This window comes from Nocardia sp. NPDC055053 (assembly GCF_053608285.1).
This window is the reverse complement of the sequence record NZ_JBSGVD010000008.1, coordinates 57,813-76,009: the sequence shown is the minus strand read 5'-3', so window position 1 is coordinate 76,009 and position 18,197 is coordinate 57,813. Positions and strand designations below refer to the sequence as shown.

Genomic DNA, 18,197 nt, shown 5'->3' with positions numbered 1-18,197 from the left:
GGTGAAATGCGCAGGTCAGCCGAGTAGGACTCGGCGCATGAGGTAGGCGACTCTGGCGCGGCAGGCGATCGGGTCGCCCGCGAAGGCCTGGCCTAGGTCGATGACCATGGCGAAAGCCGCGTGGACGAGGAAGCGGGACTCGGCGGCGGAGAGTTCGGGACGCTCCTCGCGGACCAGGCGGGCCCATTCCTGGACGCTCAGGCGCTGGATATTGCGCAGGACCGCGCGTTCCTCGGCGGGGACGTGCCCGAATTCGGCGTAGTAGACGACGGCGAGTGCGCGTTCGTCGAAGGTGTCGGTCACGAACTGGTCGATCAGGACACCGAGCGCCGCGCCGCTGTCGGGGGTGTTCGCGACGGCGGGGCCGATCGCGCCGGAGACGCGGTCCGCCGCGCGGCGGAAGGCGGCGGCGAGGATGTCGCTCTTGCCGCGGTAGAAGCGGTAGACCGCCGAGGCGGCCGACAGACCCGCGGCCGAGGCGATGTCTTCGACACTGACGTTCGGGTAGCCGCGTTCGTGGAAGAGCTCGACCGCTTTGCGCAGCAGTAGTTCGTGTTTGAACGAGTCCGGGATCTCGACCTGGGCCGGCTGCTCCGAAATCGTTGCCGCGGGCGGCAATCCGCTCTCGGCCAGGGCGAGGCAGGCCGCGCCGAGCAGCCGGTTCAGTGTGCGGGCCGGCAGGGCGGCGTGATGGTCGGCGATGCTGGTGATCACGCCGAACATCGCGGTCGACAGCATCCGTAGATCCGGTGCGGTCAGCTCGGGGCGCAGCACGGCCAGTTGCTCGTCGAGCGCGACCTGCACGCAGGCGCGCTGCTCGTCGAGCACCAGCCGATCGGCCGGTTCCAGATAGCGGCCCTCCCAGCGCACCAGCGTGACCGTCGCCCGGTTCTCCATCGTCGCGCCGATGAGCCCGGTCAGCATGTGCCGCAACCGTTCCGCCGCGGTCGGTGTCGCGTCGACGGATGCGGCGATCGAGGCAGTGAAGGCCTGCCCGACCCGCAGCAGCTCCTCCCGGAACAGCGCGTACTTGCTCGGGTAGTGCCGGTACAGCGCGGCCGAGCTGATGCCTAACCCGGCCGCGATGTCCTCCATGCTCACCCCGTGGTATCCGGCCGCGCCGAATGCCATCGCCGAGCTGGCCGCGATCTGCGCACGCCGATTCTTCGGCCGCCGCCGCACACCATCCTTCGCCCCGCCGACTACCGATCCACGTGCTCCACGAGACTCGCCGACATTCATACGCGAAGTGTATTGCAGCGTGTCCGAGCGCTTTGCGGGTGATCAGGCACCGCCCTTCGCGGGCGTCCGTAGCGAGCTCTCAGAGCTTGTGGGGTGGGGTGATTTGTGCGAACCAGTCCAGCAGCGCCGGGTCGTCGACGGCGCTGCGTTCGACGACGCGGCTCGCGTCAGCACCCTGGAAGAGTTTCTTGATCGGGACTTCCAGTTTCTTGCCGGTTCTGGTGTGCGGAATGCCGGGGGCCTCGCGGATCTCGTCGGGGACGTGGCGGGGGGAGACCTCGGTGCGGATCGCGGTGGCGAGGCGGGTTTTCAGGTCGTCGGTGAGTTCGGCGCCGGGGGCGAGGACGACGAACAGGGGCATCCAGTAGCCGCCGTCGGGTTGTTCGGCGCCGATCACCAAGGCCTCGGCGATCTCCGGGAACTGTTCGACGACCTGGTAGATGTCGGCGCTGCCCATGCGGATGCCGTGCCGGTTGAGGGTGGAGTCGGAGCGGCCGTGCACGACGACGCTGCCGTGCTCGGTCAGGGTGATCCAGTCGCCGTGCCGCCACACGCCGGGATAGGTGTCGAAATAGGCGTCGTGGTAGCGCTTTCCGTCCTCGTCGCGCCAGAAACTGACCGGCATCGACGGCATCGGCTCGGTCACCACCAGCTCGCCGACCTCGCCGTGCACCGGTTTACCCTGCTCGTCGAAGGCGTCGAGGGAGACACCGAGATACGGCGCCGACAGCTCGCCGGGCCAGACCGGCACGGTGGGCACGCCGCCGATGAAGGCCGACACCACGTCGGTGCCGCCGCTGATCGAGTTCACCTGCACATGCTCGCCCGCGTTCTCGTTCAGCCACAGCGCGCTCGACACCGGCAGCGCCGACCCGGTGATGCCGACGGTGCGCAGGGCCGACAGATCGTGGTCGGTGCGCGGAACGGAGCCCGCCTTGATACAGCCGAGGACATAGCCGGGACTGGTTCCGAGGACGGTGGCGCGCACCTGAGCGGCGAGGCGCCACAGCGCATCCGGCGCACCCGCGGCCGGGCTGCCGTCGTAGGTGACGATGGTCGCCCCGGCCAGTAGCCCGGCGACCTGGAAGTTCCACATCATCCAGCTGGGGCTGGTGTACCAGAAGAACGTGTCATCGGGCCCGATATCAGATTGCAGCGCCACGGCTTTCAGGTGCTCGAGCAGCACACCGCCGTGCCCGTGCACGATGCCCTTGGGCAGGCCGGTGGTGCCGGAGGAGAAGACGATCCACAGCGGATGATCGAAATCGACCGCGGTGGTGTCGATGACGCCGAGGCCGACCTCGGCGACAGCGTCGGACCACGCCACGCTGTCCGGCACGTCGAGGCCGAGCTGCGACACCGCGACGGTGGCGCGCAAGCTGGGCAGTCCGTCCCGCAGCGCGGCGATGTCGGCGCGCTTGTCGTGCTGCTTACCGCCGAACCGGTAGCCGTCGGCGGTCACCAGCACGGTCGGCTCGAGCTGGCCGAGCCGGTCCAGCGCCGCCTTGGCCGAGTAGTCCTGCCCGCACGCGCTCCACACCGCGCCGATGCTCGCGGTGGCGAGGAAGGCGACGATCGTCTCCGGGATATTCGGCAGGTAGCCGATCACCCGGTCGCCCGCCTCGACGCCCTGCTCACGCAGCGTTCGCGCGAAAACCGTGACCTGCTCGATCAACTCGGACCAGGCGATCTCCCGCGGCTCGGCGTCCTCGTGCAGGGCGATGATCGCGGGGCGGCCGAACTGGGCCATGCGGATGATCTGGTCGACATAGTTCAGCCGCGTGCCGGGGAACCACCGCGCGCCGGGCATCTCCCGCGAGCCGAGCACCTCGCCGGCGGTCTCACCGAGTTCGAAGTAGTCCCACAGTGCCTGCCAGAACCCGTCGATGTCGTCGACCGACCATTGCCACAGTGCCTGGTAGTCGGGGTACGCCTTGCCGGTCCTCGCGCTGACGAAGGCGGCGAAGCCGGTGATCCGTGCCGACGCGATGTCCTGGGCGTTGGGCTCCCATTGCGGTTGCACCGGATGTCCTCCTCTGGATTGCACGTGAACCGGGGTCTCCGGCGAATGGTTACCCGGCGCGCCGGGATGTACTCAGCGGGCCCGGCGGACGATCTGCTCGGCGTGCCGCAGAACCGGGGCGTCGACCATACGGCCTTCGAACGCGAAGACGCCGCGGTGATTGGGTACCTCAGCGAGAACCCTGCGTGCCCAACCGATCTCGTCCGGATCCGGCGCGTAGCCCTCGCGGATCACCGCCACCTGACTCGGATGAATGGCCACCTTCGCATCGAAGCCGACGGCCACCGCGTCGAGCGTCTCCACCGCCAGCCCCTCCAGATCCTTGATGTTCAGGAACACCGAATCCAGGGCGAACCGGCCGAAGGCCTTGGCTGCCAGCAGACTCGCCGAGCGCACGTGCCGCGCGACATCGCGGTAGCTGCCGTCGGCATGCCTGCTGGAATTGCCGCCAAGACCGGCGACCAGGTCCTCGGCGCCCCACATCACGCCGATCGCGTTCTCGGCCGCGACCGATTCCGCCACGCGAACCGCACCGAGCGGCGACTCGATCAGCACGATGACCTCGTACCCAGCCAGGCTTCGAACCTGTTCGGCCGATTCGCATTTGGGCAGCATGATGCGCCGGTAGGCGGTCTGCGCGAGGGCGGCCAGGTCGGCCGCGTACTCGTCGGTGCCGGCCGCGTTGACGCGAATCACGGTGTGCTGCGGGTCGAGTGGGGTCTCGATGAGCGCTTTCCTGGCCGTGGCCTTGTCGCCCGCGGCGACTCCGTCCTCGAGATCGAGGATCACCACATCGGCCGCTGCGGCGGCCTTGGCGAAGCGCTCGGGCCGGTCGGCCGGGCAGAACAACCACGCCGGTCCGCTCGGCTCCCAGGCACTCACGCTGTCTCCCGTCATCGTCATGCTGTGTCCTTTCGGCGGGCCGGGGCGCCCGGGGATGGTGCGGCACGCCAGTTCCTCCGGGCGTTGCCCGCTCATGCCGGAGGCGCCTTCCTGACCAGCGTCTGCCGCACGGCTTTCGCCACGATCACGCCGTCCTGGTTGCGCGCGGTGTGGGTGAGGCTGACGATGCCCTCACCCGGACGGCTCTTCGACTCCCGCTTGTCGGTGACCAGCGTTTCGGCGTACATCGTGTCGCCGTGGAACAGCGGCGCGGGCAGCGACATCTCGGAGAAGCCGAGATTGGCCACCAGGGTGCCCTGGGTGAGCTGGGCGACCGAGAGGCCGATCAGCGTCGACAGCGTGAACATCGAGTTCACCAGCCGCTGGTTGAACGGCGGCTGCGCGTCGGCGAAGGCCGCGTCCAGGTGCAGGGCCTGGGTGTTCATGGTCAGCGTGGTGAACAGGACATTGTCGGCCTCGGTGATGGTGCGGCCAGGCCGGTGCTCGTAGATCGTCCCGATCTCGAACTCCTCGAACCACAACCCACGCTGGACGACCCGCCGTGCTTCGCTCACAGCCCGAGCTCCCTTGCGATCAGCATCAGCTGCACCTCCGTCGTGCCCTCACCGATTTCCAGGATCTTGCTGTCACGGTAGTGCCTCGACACGGGGTATTCGTTCATGAATCCGTTGCCGCCGAAGATCTGCGTGGCATCGCGCGCGTTGTCCATCGCCGCCTCGCTGGCGACCATCTTGGCGATCGAGGCGGCCTTCTTGAACGGCTTGCCCGCCAGCATCAGCGCGGCCGCGTCGTAGTAGGCGGTCCGCGCGACGTGGGCGCGCGCCTCCATCCGGGCGATCTTGAACGCGATGGCCTGATTGCGGCCGATGGCCTGCCCGAACGCCTGACGCTCGCCCGCGTAGCGCACGCTCTCGTCGACGCAGCCCTGGGCTGCGCCCACCGCGAGCGCGGCGATGGCGATGCGGCCCTCGTCGAGGATGCGCAGGAAGTTGGCGTAGCCACGGCCGCGCTCGCCGAGCAGGTTCTCCTTCGGCACCCGCACATCGGTGAAGCTCAGTGGATGGGTGTCGGAGGCGTTCCAGCCGACCTTGTTGTAGGCCGGTTCGGCGACGAAACCGGGCGTGGTGGTCGGCACCAGGATGGTGGAGATCTCCTTCTTGCCGCCGGTCTGCCCGGTGACCGCGGTGACCGTGACCAGGCGGGTGATATCGGTGCCGGAGTTGGTGATGAACTGCTTTGCGCCGTTGATCACCCAGCTCTCGCCGTCCTCGATCGCGGTGGTGCGGGTGCCGCCGGCGTCGCTGCCCGCGTCGGGTTCGGTGAGGCCGAAACCGGCCAGCGCCCGTCCGCTGGTGAGCTGGGGCAGCCATTCGGTCTTCTGCTTGTCGTTGCCGAAGCGGTAGATCGGCATCGCGCCGAGCGAGACACCCGCCTCGAGGGTGATGGCCACGCTCTGGTCGACCTTGCCGAGTTCCTCGAGCGCCAGGCACAGGGCGAAGTAGTCGCCGCCCATACCGCCGAACTCCTCGGGGAACGGCAGGCCGAACAGTCCCATATCGGCCATCCCGGCGACGACTTCGTACGGGAAGCTGTGCTCGGCATCGTGTTTCGCCGAGACCGGCGCGACGACCTGCTGGGCGAAGTCGCGCACCGTGAGGGCGAGCTGGCGGTATTCGTCCGGCAGCGATCCGGTGGACAGGTAGTCGGTCATGCGTTGGTTCCTTCCGCGGCGGCGGTGTCGGTGGGATGGGCGATGACGCGGACCAGCACCTGGTCGAGCTTCACCTGGGCGCCCGGCTGTGCCAGGAGTTCGACGGTGCCCGCGACGGGGGCGGTGAGCGCGTGCTCCATCTTCATGGCCTCGATGACGATCACCGGGTCGCCGACCTCGACGGTCGCGCCGTCGGCGACCGGTGTCGCGATCACCGAACCCGGCATGGGGCTGCGTATTTCGGCGTCGCCGACGTGTGCCGCGTCGCCACGCACGCTCGCCTCGGCGACCTCGCGCAGCACGGCGACACCGCCGTCGCCGCTCACCCACAGCTGGCCGTCGGCCTCGGCGACGCGATGCACGCGGCGGAGTCCGTCGACGGTGAGGGTGAGACGGCCGTCGAGCAGCGCGGCCGCGAGTGAGCGGCTGTCGGATTCGTCGGCGTGCGCACCCGGCCGCGCGGTGTCATCGGCTTCCAGCCGGACGATCGCGGATTCCGGTGTGCCCGAGATGAAGACGTGGCGGATCTGATCACCCCCCGCGAGCCGGATCACGGTCGGTGCCGGTGCGCCGAGTCGCCAGCCCGACGGCACCGACCACGGGTCACCGCCCGTGCTCGGCCACCGGCGCAGCCAGTGATAGGCCGCGGCGGCGATGAATTCGTCGTCGGTGACGGCGGCGGGCTGGAAGTCTGCCACCCGGCGGTCCAGCAGCGCGGTGTCGAGGCGGCCTGCCTGGACGTCGTCGTCGGCGAGCAGGAAACGCAGGAACTCGATATTGCTCGTGACACCGAGCAGGACGGTCTGCTCGAGCGCGCGGTCCAGTGCGGCGAGCGCGTCGGCGCGCGTGGTGCCGCGCGCGATCACCTTCGACAGCATCGGGTCGTAGTCGCTGCCGACCACGGTCCCCTCGGACAGGCCCGAATCCACCCGAACGCCAGGGCCGTTCGGCTCGGCGAGGGCGAGCACGGTGCCACCGGTCGGCAGGAAGCCGCGACCCGGGTCCTCGGCGTAGACGCGCGCCTCGATCGCATGCCCGACCAGGTGGATCTCGTCCTGGGTGCGGGCCAGTTTCTGCCCGGCGGCGACGCGCACCTGGCATTCCACCAGGTCGACGCCGGTGACCATCTCGGTCACCGGATGCTCCACCTGCAGCCGGGTGTTCATCTCCATGAAGAAGAACTCGTCGGGCCGGTCGGCGGAGACGATGAACTCCACGGTGCCGGCGCCGACGTAGTCGACGCTGCGCGCGGTATTGCAGGCGGCGGTGCCGATGCGGGCCCTGGTCGCGGCGTCGAGCAGCGGCGAGGGCGCTTCCTCGATCACCTTCTGATGCCTGCGCTGCAAGCTGCATTCGCGTTCGCCCAGGTGCACGACATTGCCGTACTTGTCGGCCAGGACCTGCACCTCGATGTGGCGGGGCCGGGTGACGAACCGTTCCAGGAACAGGGTGTCGTCGCCGAAGGACGCGCCGGCCTCCCGTCGCGCGCTGACCAGCGCGGCGGGCAGGTCCTCGGCCCGGTCGACCCGGCGCATGCCCTTGCCGCCACCACCGGCCGACGGCTTCACCAGCACGGGATAGCCGACTTCGGCGGCGGCGGTGATCAATTGCTCGTCGCTGAGGCCGGGTTCGGCGAGGCCGGGAACGACCGGAACGCCGAACGCGGTGACGGTCTTCTTGGCGGTGATCTTGTCGCCCATCACCTCGATCGCCTTGGCAGGCGGCCCGAGGAAGACGATGTCGGCGTCGGCCAGCGCGGCCGCGAACGCCGAATTCTCCGACAGGAAGCCATAACCGGGGTGCACGGCCTGGGCGCCGGAGCGCAGGGCGGCGTCGACGACCTTCTCGATCGACAGGTAGCTCTCGCGAGCCGGCGCGGGCCCGAGGCGCACCGCCACATCGGCCTCACGCACGTGGCGGGCGTCGGCGTCGGCGTCGCTGTACACCGCGACCGAGCGAATGCCCATGGCGCGCAAGGTCTTGATGACGCGCACCGCGATCTCGCCGCGGTTGGCGACAAGGACGGTGTCGAATTCGACGGGGAGGGATTTGTTCAGCATGTCTCTCACATCCGGAAGACGCCGTAGGAAACGGGCTCGAGCGGCGCTTGCGCGCACACCGAGAGGGCAAGTCCGAGCGCGGTTCTGGTGTCGGTGGGCGCGATGACGCCGTCGTCCCAGATCCGCGCTGTCGCGTAGTAGGGGTTGCCCTGGGTCTCGTACTGCTCCCGGATCGGCGCCTTGAAAGCTTCCTGATCCTCGTCGGACCACGGCTTGCCCGCGCTGTCGAGCTGGTCGCCGCGCACGGTCGACAGCACCGAGGCGGCCTGCTCGCCGCCCATCACCGAAATCCGCGCGTTCGGCCACATCCACAGGAAGCGCGGCGAATACGCGCGCCCGCACATGGAGTAGTTGCCCGCGCCGTAGGAGCCGCCGATCACCACGGTCAGCTTCGGCACCCGCGCGCACGCCACCGCGGTGACCATCTTCGCGCCGTGCTTGGCGATGCCGCCCGCCTCGTAGTCGCGCCCGACCATGAAGCCGGTGATGTTCTGCAGGAACAGCAGCGGGATCTTGCGCTTGTCGCACAGTTCGATGAAATGCGCGCCCTTCATGGCGGATTCGGCGAACAGCACGCCGTTGTTGGCGACGATGCCGACCGGGTGGCCGTGGATGCGGGCGAACCCGGTGACCAGGGTCTTGCCGTATTCGGCCTTGAACTCGTGGAATCCGGCCTCGCCGTCGACGATCCGGTCGATCACCTCGCGCACGTCGTACGGCGTGCGCGGGTCGACCGGGACCACGTCGTAGAGCTCGTCCTCCGGTTTGGCGGGCGGGGTGCTCGGCAGCACCTCCCACGGCGCCTCGGGGCGCGGGCCGAGGGTGCCGACGATATCGCGGACGATGCGCAGCGCGTCGCGGTCGTCCTCGGCGAGGTGGTCGGTGACGCCGGAGGTCCGCGAGTGCAGCAGGCCGCCGCCGAGCTCCTCGGCCGTGACGACTTCACCGGTCGCGGCCTTCACCAGCGGCGGGCCGCCGAGGAAGATGGTGCCCTGGTCGCGCACGATGACGGCCTCGTCGGCCATGGCGGGCACGTAGGCGCCACCGGCGGTGCACGAACCCATCACCGCCGCGATCTGGGCGATGCCCTTGGCGCTCATGTTCGCCTGGTTGTAGAAGATGCGGCCGAAGTGCTCGCGGTCGGGGAACACCTCGTCCTGGTGCGGCAGGAAGGCGCCGCCGGAGTCCACCAGATACACGCACGGCAGGTTGTTCTGCGCGGCCACCTCCTGCGCGCGCAGATGCTTCTTCACCGAGATCGGGTAGTACGTGCCGCCCTTGACCGTCGCGTCGTTGGCCAGGACCAGGCACTCGCGGCCCGCGATCCGGCCGATGCCCGCGATCACGCCGGCGCCGGGGCACTCGTCGCCGTACATGCCGTTGCCCGCCAGCGGGGACAGCTCGAGGAACGGGCTGCCTGGGTCGAGCAGCTGGTCGACCCGCTCGCGGGGGAGCAGTTTGCCCCTGGCCGTGTGCCGCTCGCGCGACTTCTGCGGACCGCCGAGCGCTGTCTCGGCCAGCCGCTGCCGCAGCTCGTCGGCCAGCGCGTGGTGCGCGGCCCGGTTGCTCGTCGCGGCCGCGGTGCCGTTGTCGAGGTCGTGCGTAACGGTCATCACGCCATCCTGCCATCCGGTTAATCGCCAATAACTGAAATTCAGGTTAATCTTGACTAACCAAGTTGTCCAGACCCGGTGGAAGGGAGTCGAGGTTGGCCACGCTCGAGCCCGCCCCGGTGACCCGGCGCGAATTGATGAAAGCCCAGCGTCGGGAGCAGTTGCTCGACGCCGGCGCCCGGCTGATCGCCGATCGCGGATTCTTCGGTGTCCGCCTCGACGACCTCGGCGCGGCGGTCGGCATCAGCGGTCCGGCCGTCTACCGGCACTTCGCGAACAAAGAGGCCCTGCTGGTCGAACTCCTCGTCGGCGTCAGTGAGCGGCTGCTCGACGGCGGCCGCGCGGTCGTCGCGGCGGCGCAGTCACCGGCCGAGGCGCTGGAAGGCCTGGTCGATTTCCACCTCGACTTCGCCTTCGACGACCCCGAGCTCATCCGCATCCAGGACCGCGACCTCGACAACGTCCCCGCCGCCGACCGCCGCACCCTGCGCCGCACCCAGCGTCAGTACGTCGAGGTGTGGGTGCAGGTGCTGCGCGAGGTGCACCCCGGCCTCGCCGAGGAAACCGCCCGCGTCCAGGCCCACGCCGCCTTCGGTCTGATCAACTCCACCCCGCACAGCGCGACCCCGGCCATCGCGACGCGGGCCCGTCCAGTACTGCGGCAGATGGCGCTCGCGGCATTGTCGGAGGCGCCGCAGGCGGCGTCGCGCATTCAGCCTGCTCGCAAGCGCAAACAGCCGGCGCCGGAACCGGTTCGTGGCAGCGGGATCGTCTCCGACCTGATCGACGACCAGCGCCGTTGATCGGGTGACCGGATCTGGCGACCACCGGTCGGCTCTCAGTGCAGTTGGCTCACAAGCCAGCCGGGGCCGACGGTTTCGGCGCCGAGCGCCTGGACTCGGGAACGGAGTTCGCGGTCGGCGGTGACGACGGTGATGTGGCCGGTGGCCTCGGACACCACGTCGACGATCTTGTCGTCGCCTGCGCGTTCGGCCAGGACGACGGTCAGCCGCGGTGCCGTGGGTTCGTCGGCGGCGGCTTTGGCCGCGCCTTCGAGGACGACGGTTACGTCGGTCGATTCCGGTAGCCGGGTGGTCAGGTCGGCGATCTCCGACAGCAGGCGCCGGGCGGCGCCCGCGCGGTCACGCCACCAGCCGTCGGCCCGGGAACCGACGACATTGGCCGCGTCGACCACGATCAGCTGTCTCGGATCGCTCATCGGTTCAGTCTGCCTCCGGTGCGCCATCGGCGCGCGGCGGGCGCGCTGAATCAGGCTCGGGCGGGGGCGGCGGTCTCGACGGTGCTCAGGCGACCGTCGGTCATCCGGTAGACCGCGTCCATGCGGTGCAGGTGGGTGGGGTCGTGGGTGACCAGGATCGTCGCCGCCCTGTGTTCGCGGGCGATGGTGGTGATCAGGTCGAGGACGGCCGAGCCGCGTTCGGAGTCCAGGGCGCTGGTCGGTTCGTCGACGACGAGCAGTGCCGGGTCGTTCATCAGTGCGCGGGCGATATTGACGCGCTGGCGCTGGCCGCCGGAAAGCTGAGCCGGGCGCTTGCCCGCGTGCTCGGACAAGCCGACGGCATCGAGCAATTCCCTTGCGCGGGACTTGGTCTCGCTGCGTCTGGTGCGTGGCTTGCCGCCGAGGTGGGCGGTGACCTCCAGCTGTTCGAGTGCCGTCAGCGCCGGAATGAGGTTCGGCTGCTGGAAGACGATGCCCATCGCGGTGCGTCGGATCTCGGACGCGGCGCGCCTGCTCAGCCGCGCGAGATCGGTTCGGCCCGTGTCGGTGTCGAGGACGACGGCGCCCGAGTCCGGCCGGATCAGCGTCGCCGCCACGGCGAGCAGACTCGACTTGCCCGACCCGGACGGCCCGGTGACCGCGGCGATCGTGCCACCGGGGACGTGCATGGACACCCGGTCGAGGGCGGTGAGCCTGTCCGCGCCGTCGGGGTAGGTCAGGGTGACGTCGGTGAGGGTCAGTGCCATGGGGAGTCCTTCAGCGGGTCGCGCCGAGCGCGGTCAGCGGATCGGTGGTGAACAGGAAGCGCAGCGCGACCGCGGCGCCGACGAGGCCGAGCAGGATCAGGGCCAGGGCGGGCACCAGCGTGGTCGACAGTGACAGCACGAACGGCATGGCGTCACCGAGGAACAGCGAGGCCACCGCGGTGATGCCGAGACCGATCGTGACGCCGGCGACCAGCACGATCGCGGCCTGCGCCAGCGCGTCCACGACCAGCGAACCGGTGGTCGCGCCGAGTGCCTTCAACGTGGCGATATCGGGCTGGCGCTGCACGGTCCACACCGTGAAGAAGGCGCCGATGACCAGCGCTGAGATCGCGAACAGCAAGACCGTCATCAGGGTGAGTGAACTGTTCTCGGCCTGGAAGGAGCCGATCGCCTGGACGGCGTCCCGCGCGGGCACGGTGTGGGTTCCGGACTCGGTGTCGAGGTCGCCGCGCGGTGCGTCGCCGGTCACCGCGAGCACCGTCGCCGCGCCCGAGCGCGGGCTCGCGGCCTGCCAATCCTGCATGCTGGTCCAGATCACCGGGGTGTGGCTGTACCACTCGTCGCCCGCGACGTCGGCCACGGTGAACTCGTGGCCCGCGAGCAGGATGGTGTCGCCGGTGCTCGCGGCGAGCTCCCTGGCCGCGGCCGAGCTCAGCACCACCGCGCCCGGTGCGGTAGCAGGGTGATTGCTGAACGCCGACGGGTCGCCGCCGAACAACGCGACCTGTTCCGGGCTGGCCCCCGCATGCTCGGCGCGGGCGCGGGAGATGCCGATCGGGGTGGCGGTGATCCCACCGGCCGACTGCCACCGCGCCACCTGCTGCTCGGCGAGCACCGACGAGTCGAAGGACGGATCGGCGCCCGTCTCGGCGAAAACCACCTGGTCGGCGCGAATGCCCTGGACGGCCGAGATGTTCTGATGCGCCAGCCCGGCGGTGAGGCCGCTGAGAAAACTGACCAGCACCGCCACCAGCAGGACGACGGTCGTAATCAACAGAAAGCGGCCGCGGGCGGCCCGCAGATCTCGGAGTGCGACGAACATGGCTCCACTCTCGCCGCGCCCGGCTGCCGTGCCATCGCACCGGCGCACGAAACGCCTTCCTCCCAAGGTCTGCCCGCGTTTACACCTTTCGATGGATGCCGGGCCGGTTGCCGCACATAAGCTGGTCGGGTGCGCTCGTCCCCGCTGACCCCGGTGGTCACCACGCTGCGGCTAGGCCTGCATGTGCTGGTGACGGTGCTGGCCGTGGTGGTCGCGGTGCGGGCGCTGTTGCCCGGCGGCGGTGGACACGGAGTGTGGGTGGTCGTCCTGACGGTGGTGTGGCTGGCCGTCTACTTCGCGGGCACCGAGCTGCCTCGGCGCTCGGGAGACCGGGTTGTCTCGGGTGCTCCGGTATCTGTCGGTGCTGCGCGCGTGACGAGTCCTCGGGGCGAGGCGACACCTCCGTCGGCAGGCCCCGATACGCCGGTGCCGGTGTGGAATTCGTGGGTGGTCTCGGTGTGGCTGGCCACTCTTACCGTACTGTGGCTGGCGCTGCTCGGGCTCACTCCGGACGCGGTGTATCTCGCCTTCGGGTTGTTCTTCGTCTACCTGCATCTGCTGCCGCGACCGTGGAATCTGGTCGCGGTGGTGCTGGCCACGGCCGTCGGGGTGGTCGGCTTCGCGGCGCACCGCGGCTGGTCGGTGGGGGCGGTGGTTGGGCCGGTGCTCGGCGCGCTGGTCGCCATCGGCATCGGACTCGGCTACCAGGCGCTGTATCGCGAAGCGGTGGAACGGGAGCGGTTGATCCATGAATTGCTCGACACCAGAGCGGTTCTCGCCGAACAGGAGCGCACGGCGGGCAAGCTCGCCGAACGCGAGCGACTGGCCAAGGAAATCCACGACACCGTCGCTCAGGGGCTGAGCAGTATCCAGCTGTTGCTGCACGCCGCCGAGCAGGCGGCACCGGATCATCCAGCGCTGGACCGGATTCGGCTCGCCCGCGAGACCGCCGCCGAGGATCTGGCCGAAACCCGCAGGCTCATCGACGAATTGTCGCCCGCCGCGCTGGACGGGCAGTCGCTGGCCGAAGCGCTGGAACGGGTCCGCGAGCGCGCGCAGTCGCCGTCGCTGTCGGCCCAGCTGCTGGTCGAAGGGGACCCGGAGCGGTTGCCGATGCCGGTGGAGGCTGCGCTGGTACGGATCGCGCAGAGCGCGGTCGCCAATGTCGTCCAGCACGCCGAGGCCGCGCGGATGCGGGTCACGCTGACCTACGACGACACCGACGTGCACCTCGACATCGTCGACGACGGCATCGGCATCGCGCCGGACATCCTGCGCGGGCCGCGATCCGGTGCGTTCGGGCTGGCCGCCATGCGCAGTCGCGTCGAACAGCAGGGTGGTGCGATGACGATCGAATCCGAGCCGGGCCACACCGCCGTCACCGTGTCCTTCCCGCTGGGAGCGGTCTCGTGATCCGGCTGCTGCTCGCCGACGACCACGCCATCGTCCGGGCCGGTCTGCGGGCTTTGCTGGAGGCTGCCGACGACATCAGCGTCGTCGGCGATGTCGCCGATGCCGATGCGGCCGTTGCCTTCTGCGCCGCCAACCCGGTCGACCTGGTGCTGATGGACCTGCGCTTCGGCGACGGCCGCTCCGGCGCCTCCGCCACCGCGGGCCTGCGCGCGCTGCCCGCTCCGCCGAACGTCCTTGTGGTCACCAACTACGACACCGACGCCGACATCCTCGGCGCGATCGAAGCGGGCGCCGTCGGCTACCTCCTCAAGGACACCCCACCCACCGAGCTCCTCGCGGCCGTCCGCGCCGCCGCGGTGGGGGAGAGCGTCCTCTCGCCCACCGTCGCCTCCCGTCTGATGACCCGCGTCCGCCGCGCGGACACCACTCTCAGCCCACGCGAAGTCGAGGTACTGCGCCTGGTCGCCGCGGGTCTGTCGAACCGCGACATCGCCAAACAACTGTTCCTCAGCGAGACCACCGTGAAGTCGCACCTGGTGCACATCTACGCCAAGCTCGGCGTGAAGTCGCGGACCTCCGCCGTCGCGACCGCGCGAGCACAGGGCGCGATCTGACCGCCGACCCGCGATTCGGCCCCGTTCGCCGAGCGCGGCGGCGCGGTGCGCGAAAGTACGGCCGTATGCCGGCTCGTTCGGTGTGGGTCGCGCGCGGTGCGTCCGGTCCGGCCTACCCTGACCGCATGTCCTCACTCGCTGATCCTCAGGTGCGCGAATTCCTCTCCCACGGAACACGAACGGGCAAGGTGGCTTTCACCGGCGCCGACGGTCGTCCGCTGGTCACCCCGGTATGGTTCATCGTCGAAGGGGACGAGCTGGTCTTCAATACCGGCAAGAACACCGCCAAGGGGCGGGCGTTCGCGCGGGATCCCCGGGTCGCCCTGTGTGTGGATCTCGAGGAGCCGCCGTACGCGCTGGTGGAGGTGCAGGGGACGGTGACGTTGTCCGAGGATCTCGACGAGCTCGTCCGGACCGCTACCGAGATCGCCGCTCGCTACATGGGGCCGGACAAGGCCGAGGAATTCGGCAAGCGCAACGGGGTCGCGGGTGAGCTCGTCGTGCGGGTGCGGCCGACCAAGGTCATCGCCCACTTCCAGGTGACGGCGTAGGAACGTCGGGCGTCGCGGCCCCGTCGCTGTTCGGGTCGACGGCGCCGGGGCCGGGCTCGGTGGGATCGAACGGCGGTGGATTGGTGCGGTCGAACAGCGGTGACGAGCAGGTCGCGCCGGGTTCCGGTGTGGTGTAGGGATTTTCGCGCAGGGCCACGATGAACTGGTCGATCCGCGGGTCGTCGGCGCTGTCGAGTTTCAGCTGATGGCCCCACGATTGCAGGGAGATCGGGTGGTCCATGCCGGGAATGGGTGACATCACGGTGTACGGCCTGTCCTTGACCCGCGCGGCGAGCGCGGCGCGATCGTCGGCATCCACCTTGTCCGGGTTGTAGGCGATCCAGACGGCGCCGTGTTCCAGGGAGTGCACCATGTTCTCGGTGCGGACGCCTTTGTCGTAGACGATGCCGTCGCAGGCCGCCCACCTGCTGTCGTGTGGTCCGCCCAGCGGCGGGATCGTGGGGTAGGCGACCCGCTGGGTGCTGGTCACGTGCAGGCCGGGCGGGAACTCGGTGATCACGATGCCGGGGATCTCGCCGGAGGGATCCTGGTTGTCCGCGGACGGCACGAAGGAGTCCATCGAGGCGGTGGCGGTGCCGTCCAGCTTGTCGCCCGTCGAGCAGCCTGCGGCGAAGAGCGCGGCGACCGCGATGCCCGCCACGGCGGCGCGTGCGTACCTCGTACCGATCGTCGTGTTCGAATTCCGCACCGCGCTCCCCTGTCGTCGTGCCGGCTTCCGCCGACGGGTCAGAACTTACTTGCCAGCTCGCCGCGGCACCCGCCGACGCCAGTTCTCGCGGTCGACAACCGGCGATGAGCAGCAGAACGCGCATCGTTGTCGGCTGGGTGACCTCGGTCGCTGCTCGGATCGACTGGCCCGCAATCCTTGTCCTACCCGTCTGGTATTCATCCGGTATGGCTATGGCTGATCAAGGGGGTAGTCCGCACGACGCGCTGTGCCGCCGGATCCTCGGTCGTCCGGAGAACGCTGCTTCCGAGCTGCGGTCGCAGTTGCCGGAAGCGTTTGTCGCGCAGGCGGACTGGTCGACGTTGCGGCTGTTGCCGTCCGGGTATGTCTCGGCGCATCTGCGGTCGCGGTATGGAGATCTGTTGTTCTCGGTGGAGGTCGAGGAGCAGCCGACGTTTGTCTACTGTCTGGTCGAGCACCAGAGTCGCCCGGACAAGTTGATGGCGTTGCGGTTGGCCGAGTACATGGTCAATATCTGGACGCGATATGTGGGTGACCATCCGGGGACCGAGCTGTTGCCCATGATCGTTCCGCTGGTTGTCCATGCTCATCCCAAGGGGCGGCGGTGGCGTGCGGCGACGGAGCTGTCGCAGTTGTTCGCGATGTCGGCGACGGCGCGGGAGTCGCTGGGGGAGTTGGTTCCGCGACTTCGGTATGTCATCGACGATGTCGGTGCCGTGGATCTGGCCGAGTTGCGCAAGCGTCCGTTGACACCGGCGGGTTGGTGATGTTGTACGCATTGCAGGTGGCGAGCCGTGACGACGTCGTGGAACGGTTGTTTTCGCTGGTCGACGATATATCGGAGATGTTCTGCGGCGCGAACGGTACCGATGATCTCAGTGCGGTTGTGACGTACATTGGTCGTGTCAGCGACGTTGAACCGGATAAATTCGAACCGCTACTCGACCGGCTGGAACCGCGCGTAAGGGAGGCCATTGTGACTACCGCTGAAATGCTGGAAGCACGAGGCGAGGCACGTGGCGAGGCACGTGGCGAGGTTTGCGGAAAAGTTGACATGTTGCTTCAGCAGCTGGGTCTCAAGTTCGGTGCGGTGTCTGAGGCGGTGACCGCGCGGGTGCGGGCGGCGACGCTGGCAGAGCTGGATCGGTGGGCACTCCAGTTCGTGACGGCGACGACGATCGAGGAAGCGCTCAGCTGACTGCCGATGGCCAGCGGGCCGGTCCTGGGGCGCGGCATCCAGGCGATCGCAGTCGCGGCCGACCCGCACACAGTGCGGGATCGGGCGAGCCGACGGCCGTAGACTCGCGTTCCATGGCTGTTCATTTCATCGGGGCGGGCCCCGGCGCGGCCGACCTGCTCACGGTGCGCGCGGTGAACCTGCTGCGCGAGAGCCCGGTCTGCCTCTACGCGGGCACCTACCTCGACCCCGAGGTCCTCGCCCACTGCGCACCGGACACCGAACTGATCGACACCCAGCACCTCGACCTGGACCAGATCACCGACCACCTGGTCCGCGCCCACCAGGCAGGCCGTGACGTGGCCCGCCTGTGCTCGGGCGACCCGTCCCTCTATTCGGCCCTCACCGAACAGACCCGCCGCCTCGACGCGCACGGCGTCCCCTGGGACATCACCCCCGGCGTCCCCGCCTACGCGGCAGCCGCGGCCGCCCTCGGCACCGAACTGACCGTCCCCGAAGTCGTCCAGTCGGTCGTCCTCACCCGCACCCAGGCCCGCTCCACCGCGATGCCCGCGGGCGAGGCCCTCGCCAACTTCGCCGCCACCGGCGCCACCCTCGCCCTGCACCTCGCGATCACCCGCATCAGGGTCATCGCCGAGGAACTCGTCACCGAGTACGGCGCCGACTGCCCGGTCGCCGTCGTCTACCGCGCCAGCCAGCCCGAACAACGTGTGCTCCGCGGCACCCTCACCGACATCGCCGACCAGGTCGAAGCCGCAGGCCTCCGCCAAGCCGCCGTCATCCTGGTCGGCCGCGCGATGACCCCGTCGATCGACTGCGCCCAGTCTCATCTCTACGACCCGGCCAGGGTCAGAGGCCTCAGTCCGTAGTCACAACAGACCAATTGGTGTGATCCACGCCTCACTCGCTGCGGTGTGGCGGCTCTCCCGCGACGATGTGGGCGCGCAGACAAGCGTCAGCTAACGGGCCGCTTGCGGTCTACCTGGGCCGATGTCGCGTCGCTATGGAGGTGGTTGGTTGCCGGGCGAGCGCACCGGTAGATTGGTGCGATGGTTTGCGAAGAGCACACCGGCGCTGCCGGGTCCTCGATCATGAGCATGGTCTCGGCCAT

At 69.3% G+C, this 18,197-nt stretch carries 17 protein-coding genes and 1 pseudogene; 7 read left to right on the top strand and 11 right to left on the bottom strand.

Features of this window, described 5'->3' with window-relative positions; all coding sequences use genetic code 11:
* Positions 1–15: 15 nt before the first annotated feature.
* The 7 genes from ACWF82_RS10805 to ACWF82_RS10775 all read right to left on the bottom strand — a co-directional run bounded on the left by ACWF82_RS10805 (position 16) and on the right by ACWF82_RS10775 (position 9,552).
* Entirely contained in the window at positions 16–1,242 is a 1,227-nt protein-coding gene (locus ACWF82_RS10805) for a TetR/AcrR family transcriptional regulator (protein WP_452500121.1), read from the bottom strand.
* Between the two features lie 79 nt (positions 1,243–1,321).
* Positions 1,322–3,265 (bottom strand): acetoacetate--CoA ligase, encoded by a 1,944-nt coding sequence (locus ACWF82_RS10800; protein WP_452500119.1) that lies wholly within the window; start codon positions 3,263–3,265, stop codon positions 1,322–1,324.
* Between the two features lie 72 nt (positions 3,266–3,337).
* Positions 3,338–4,168 carry an HpcH/HpaI aldolase/citrate lyase family protein gene (locus tag ACWF82_RS10795; protein ID WP_452500117.1) on the bottom strand — a complete coding sequence of 277 codons (831 nt, stop codon included), beginning with the start codon at positions 4,166–4,168 and terminating at the stop codon, positions 3,338–3,340.
* 71 nt (positions 4,169–4,239) lie between these two features.
* On the bottom strand, positions 4,240–4,722 hold the full coding sequence (locus ACWF82_RS10790; protein ID WP_452500115.1) for a MaoC family dehydratase: 483 nt from the start codon (positions 4,720–4,722) through the stop codon (positions 4,240–4,242).
* A complete protein-coding gene (locus ACWF82_RS10785; protein WP_452500113.1) occupies positions 4,719–5,879 on the bottom strand; it encodes an acyl-CoA dehydrogenase family protein in 1,161 nt (386 codons plus the stop codon). Before ACWF82_RS10785 ends, ACWF82_RS10790 begins: the two co-directional genes overlap by 4 nt.
* The gene (locus ACWF82_RS10780; protein WP_452500112.1) at positions 5,876–7,939 is read right to left on the bottom strand and encodes an acetyl/propionyl/methylcrotonyl-CoA carboxylase subunit alpha; all 2,064 of its coding nucleotides are present in this window, start codon (positions 7,937–7,939) and stop codon (positions 5,876–5,878) included. Before ACWF82_RS10780 ends, ACWF82_RS10785 begins: the two co-directional genes overlap by 4 nt.
* Positions 7,940–7,944: 5 nt before the next feature.
* On the bottom strand, positions 7,945–9,552 hold the full coding sequence (locus ACWF82_RS10775) for a carboxyl transferase domain-containing protein (RefSeq protein WP_452500110.1): 1,608 nt from the start codon (positions 9,550–9,552) through the stop codon (positions 7,945–7,947).
* A gap of 137 nt (positions 9,553–9,689) precedes the next feature.
* On the opposite strand from ACWF82_RS10775, the pseudogene ACWF82_RS10770 reads away from it, so the two are divergent.
* Positions 9,690–10,238 (top strand): annotated as a pseudogene (locus ACWF82_RS10770) (SACE_7040 family transcriptional regulator); the annotation flags it as partial.
* Positions 10,239–10,390: 152 nt separating this feature from the next.
* Here ACWF82_RS10770 and ACWF82_RS10765 read toward each other — a convergent pair.
* Genes ACWF82_RS10765 through ACWF82_RS10755 form a run of 3 tightly spaced genes read right to left on the bottom strand, consistent with a single transcriptional unit; the run spans position 10,391 to position 12,601 of the window.
* A complete protein-coding gene (locus tag ACWF82_RS10765; protein ID WP_452500108.1) occupies positions 10,391–10,771 on the bottom strand; it encodes a hypothetical protein in 381 nt (126 codons plus the stop codon).
* 50 nt (positions 10,772–10,821) lie between these two features.
* A complete protein-coding gene (locus tag ACWF82_RS10760; protein WP_452500106.1) occupies positions 10,822–11,538 on the bottom strand; it encodes an ABC transporter ATP-binding protein in 717 nt (238 codons plus the stop codon).
* A gap of 10 nt (positions 11,539–11,548) precedes the next feature.
* Positions 11,549–12,601 (bottom strand): ABC transporter permease, encoded by a 1,053-nt coding sequence (locus ACWF82_RS10755; protein ID WP_452500105.1) that lies wholly within the window; start codon positions 12,599–12,601, stop codon positions 11,549–11,551.
* Positions 12,602–12,730: 129 nt separating this feature from the next.
* On the opposite strand from ACWF82_RS10755, the gene ACWF82_RS10750 reads away from it, so the two are divergent.
* The 3 genes from ACWF82_RS10750 (at position 12,731) to ACWF82_RS10740 (ending at position 15,179) form a co-directional block, all read left to right on the top strand.
* Complete coding sequence (locus tag ACWF82_RS10750; RefSeq protein ID WP_452500103.1) at positions 12,731–14,014, top strand: sensor histidine kinase; 1,284 nt, start codon at positions 12,731–12,733, stop codon at positions 14,012–14,014.
* The gene (locus ACWF82_RS10745) at positions 14,011–14,628 is read left to right on the top strand and encodes a LuxR C-terminal-related transcriptional regulator (protein ID WP_452500101.1); all 618 of its coding nucleotides are present in this window, start codon (positions 14,011–14,013) and stop codon (positions 14,626–14,628) included. Before ACWF82_RS10750 ends, ACWF82_RS10745 begins: the two co-directional genes overlap by 4 nt.
* Positions 14,629–14,753: 125 nt before the next feature.
* Complete coding sequence (locus tag ACWF82_RS10740) at positions 14,754–15,179, top strand: PPOX class F420-dependent oxidoreductase (RefSeq protein ID WP_452500100.1); 426 nt, start codon at positions 14,754–14,756, stop codon at positions 15,177–15,179.
* Here the strand turns inward: ACWF82_RS10740 and ACWF82_RS10735 are convergent.
* Positions 15,151–15,888: a DUF3105 domain-containing protein gene (locus tag ACWF82_RS10735; RefSeq protein ID WP_452500098.1), complete on the bottom strand. Its 738-nt coding sequence runs from the start codon at positions 15,886–15,888 to the stop codon at positions 15,151–15,153. The two genes, ACWF82_RS10740 and ACWF82_RS10735, sit on opposite strands and share 29 nt — an antisense overlap.
* Before the next feature lie 137 nt (positions 15,889–16,025).
* Here ACWF82_RS10735 and ACWF82_RS10730 point away from each other — a divergent pair, with 137 nt between their 5' ends.
* The 3 genes from ACWF82_RS10730 to cobM all read left to right on the top strand — a co-directional run bounded on the left by ACWF82_RS10730 (position 16,026) and on the right by cobM (position 17,955).
* The gene (locus ACWF82_RS10730) at positions 16,026–16,655 is read left to right on the top strand and encodes an Rpn family recombination-promoting nuclease/putative transposase (RefSeq protein WP_452500096.1); all 630 of its coding nucleotides are present in this window, start codon (positions 16,026–16,028) and stop codon (positions 16,653–16,655) included.
* Positions 16,655–17,086: a hypothetical protein gene (locus ACWF82_RS10725; protein WP_452500094.1), complete on the top strand. Its 432-nt coding sequence runs from the start codon at positions 16,655–16,657 to the stop codon at positions 17,084–17,086. Before ACWF82_RS10730 ends, ACWF82_RS10725 begins: the two co-directional genes overlap by 1 nt.
* A gap of 113 nt (positions 17,087–17,199) precedes the next feature.
* Positions 17,200–17,955 (top strand): precorrin-4 C(11)-methyltransferase, encoded by a 756-nt coding sequence (cobM, locus tag ACWF82_RS10720; RefSeq protein ID WP_452500092.1) that lies wholly within the window; start codon positions 17,200–17,202, stop codon positions 17,953–17,955.
* Positions 17,956–18,197: the final 242 nt, after the last annotated feature.

What these genes read in the sequence shown, in the direction of transcription:
- ACWF82_RS10780 (WP_452500112.1), bottom strand. Translation starts at nt 7,939, where the DNA reads ATGCTGAACAAATCCCTCCCCGTCGAATTCGACACCGTCCTTGTCGCC.
- ACWF82_RS10775 (WP_452500110.1), bottom strand. Translation starts at nt 9,552, where the DNA reads ATGACCGTTACGCACGACCTCGACAACGGCACCGCGGCCGCGACGAGC.
- ACWF82_RS10785 (WP_452500113.1), bottom strand. Translation starts at nt 5,879, where the DNA reads ATGACCGACTACCTGTCCACCGGATCGCTGCCGGACGAATACCGCCAG.
- ACWF82_RS10725 (WP_452500094.1), top strand. Translation starts at nt 16,655, where the DNA reads ATGTTGTACGCATTGCAGGTGGCGAGCCGTGACGACGTCGTGGAACGG.
- ACWF82_RS10795 (WP_452500117.1), bottom strand. Translation starts at nt 4,168, where the DNA reads ATGACGATGACGGGAGACAGCGTGAGTGCCTGGGAGCCGAGCGGACCG.
- ACWF82_RS10755 (WP_452500105.1), bottom strand. Translation starts at nt 12,601, where the DNA reads ATGTTCGTCGCACTCCGAGATCTGCGGGCCGCCCGCGGCCGCTTTCTG.
- ACWF82_RS10805 (WP_452500121.1), bottom strand. Translation starts at nt 1,242, where the DNA reads ATGAATGTCGGCGAGTCTCGTGGAGCACGTGGATCGGTAGTCGGCGGG.
- ACWF82_RS10760 (WP_452500106.1), bottom strand. Translation starts at nt 11,538, where the DNA reads ATGGCACTGACCCTCACCGACGTCACCCTGACCTACCCCGACGGCGCG.
- ACWF82_RS10765 (WP_452500108.1), bottom strand. Translation starts at nt 10,771, where the DNA reads ATGAGCGATCCGAGACAGCTGATCGTGGTCGACGCGGCCAATGTCGTC.
- ACWF82_RS10740 (WP_452500100.1), top strand. Translation starts at nt 14,754, where the DNA reads ATGTCCTCACTCGCTGATCCTCAGGTGCGCGAATTCCTCTCCCACGGA.
- cobM (WP_452500092.1), top strand. Translation starts at nt 17,200, where the DNA reads ATGGCTGTTCATTTCATCGGGGCGGGCCCCGGCGCGGCCGACCTGCTC.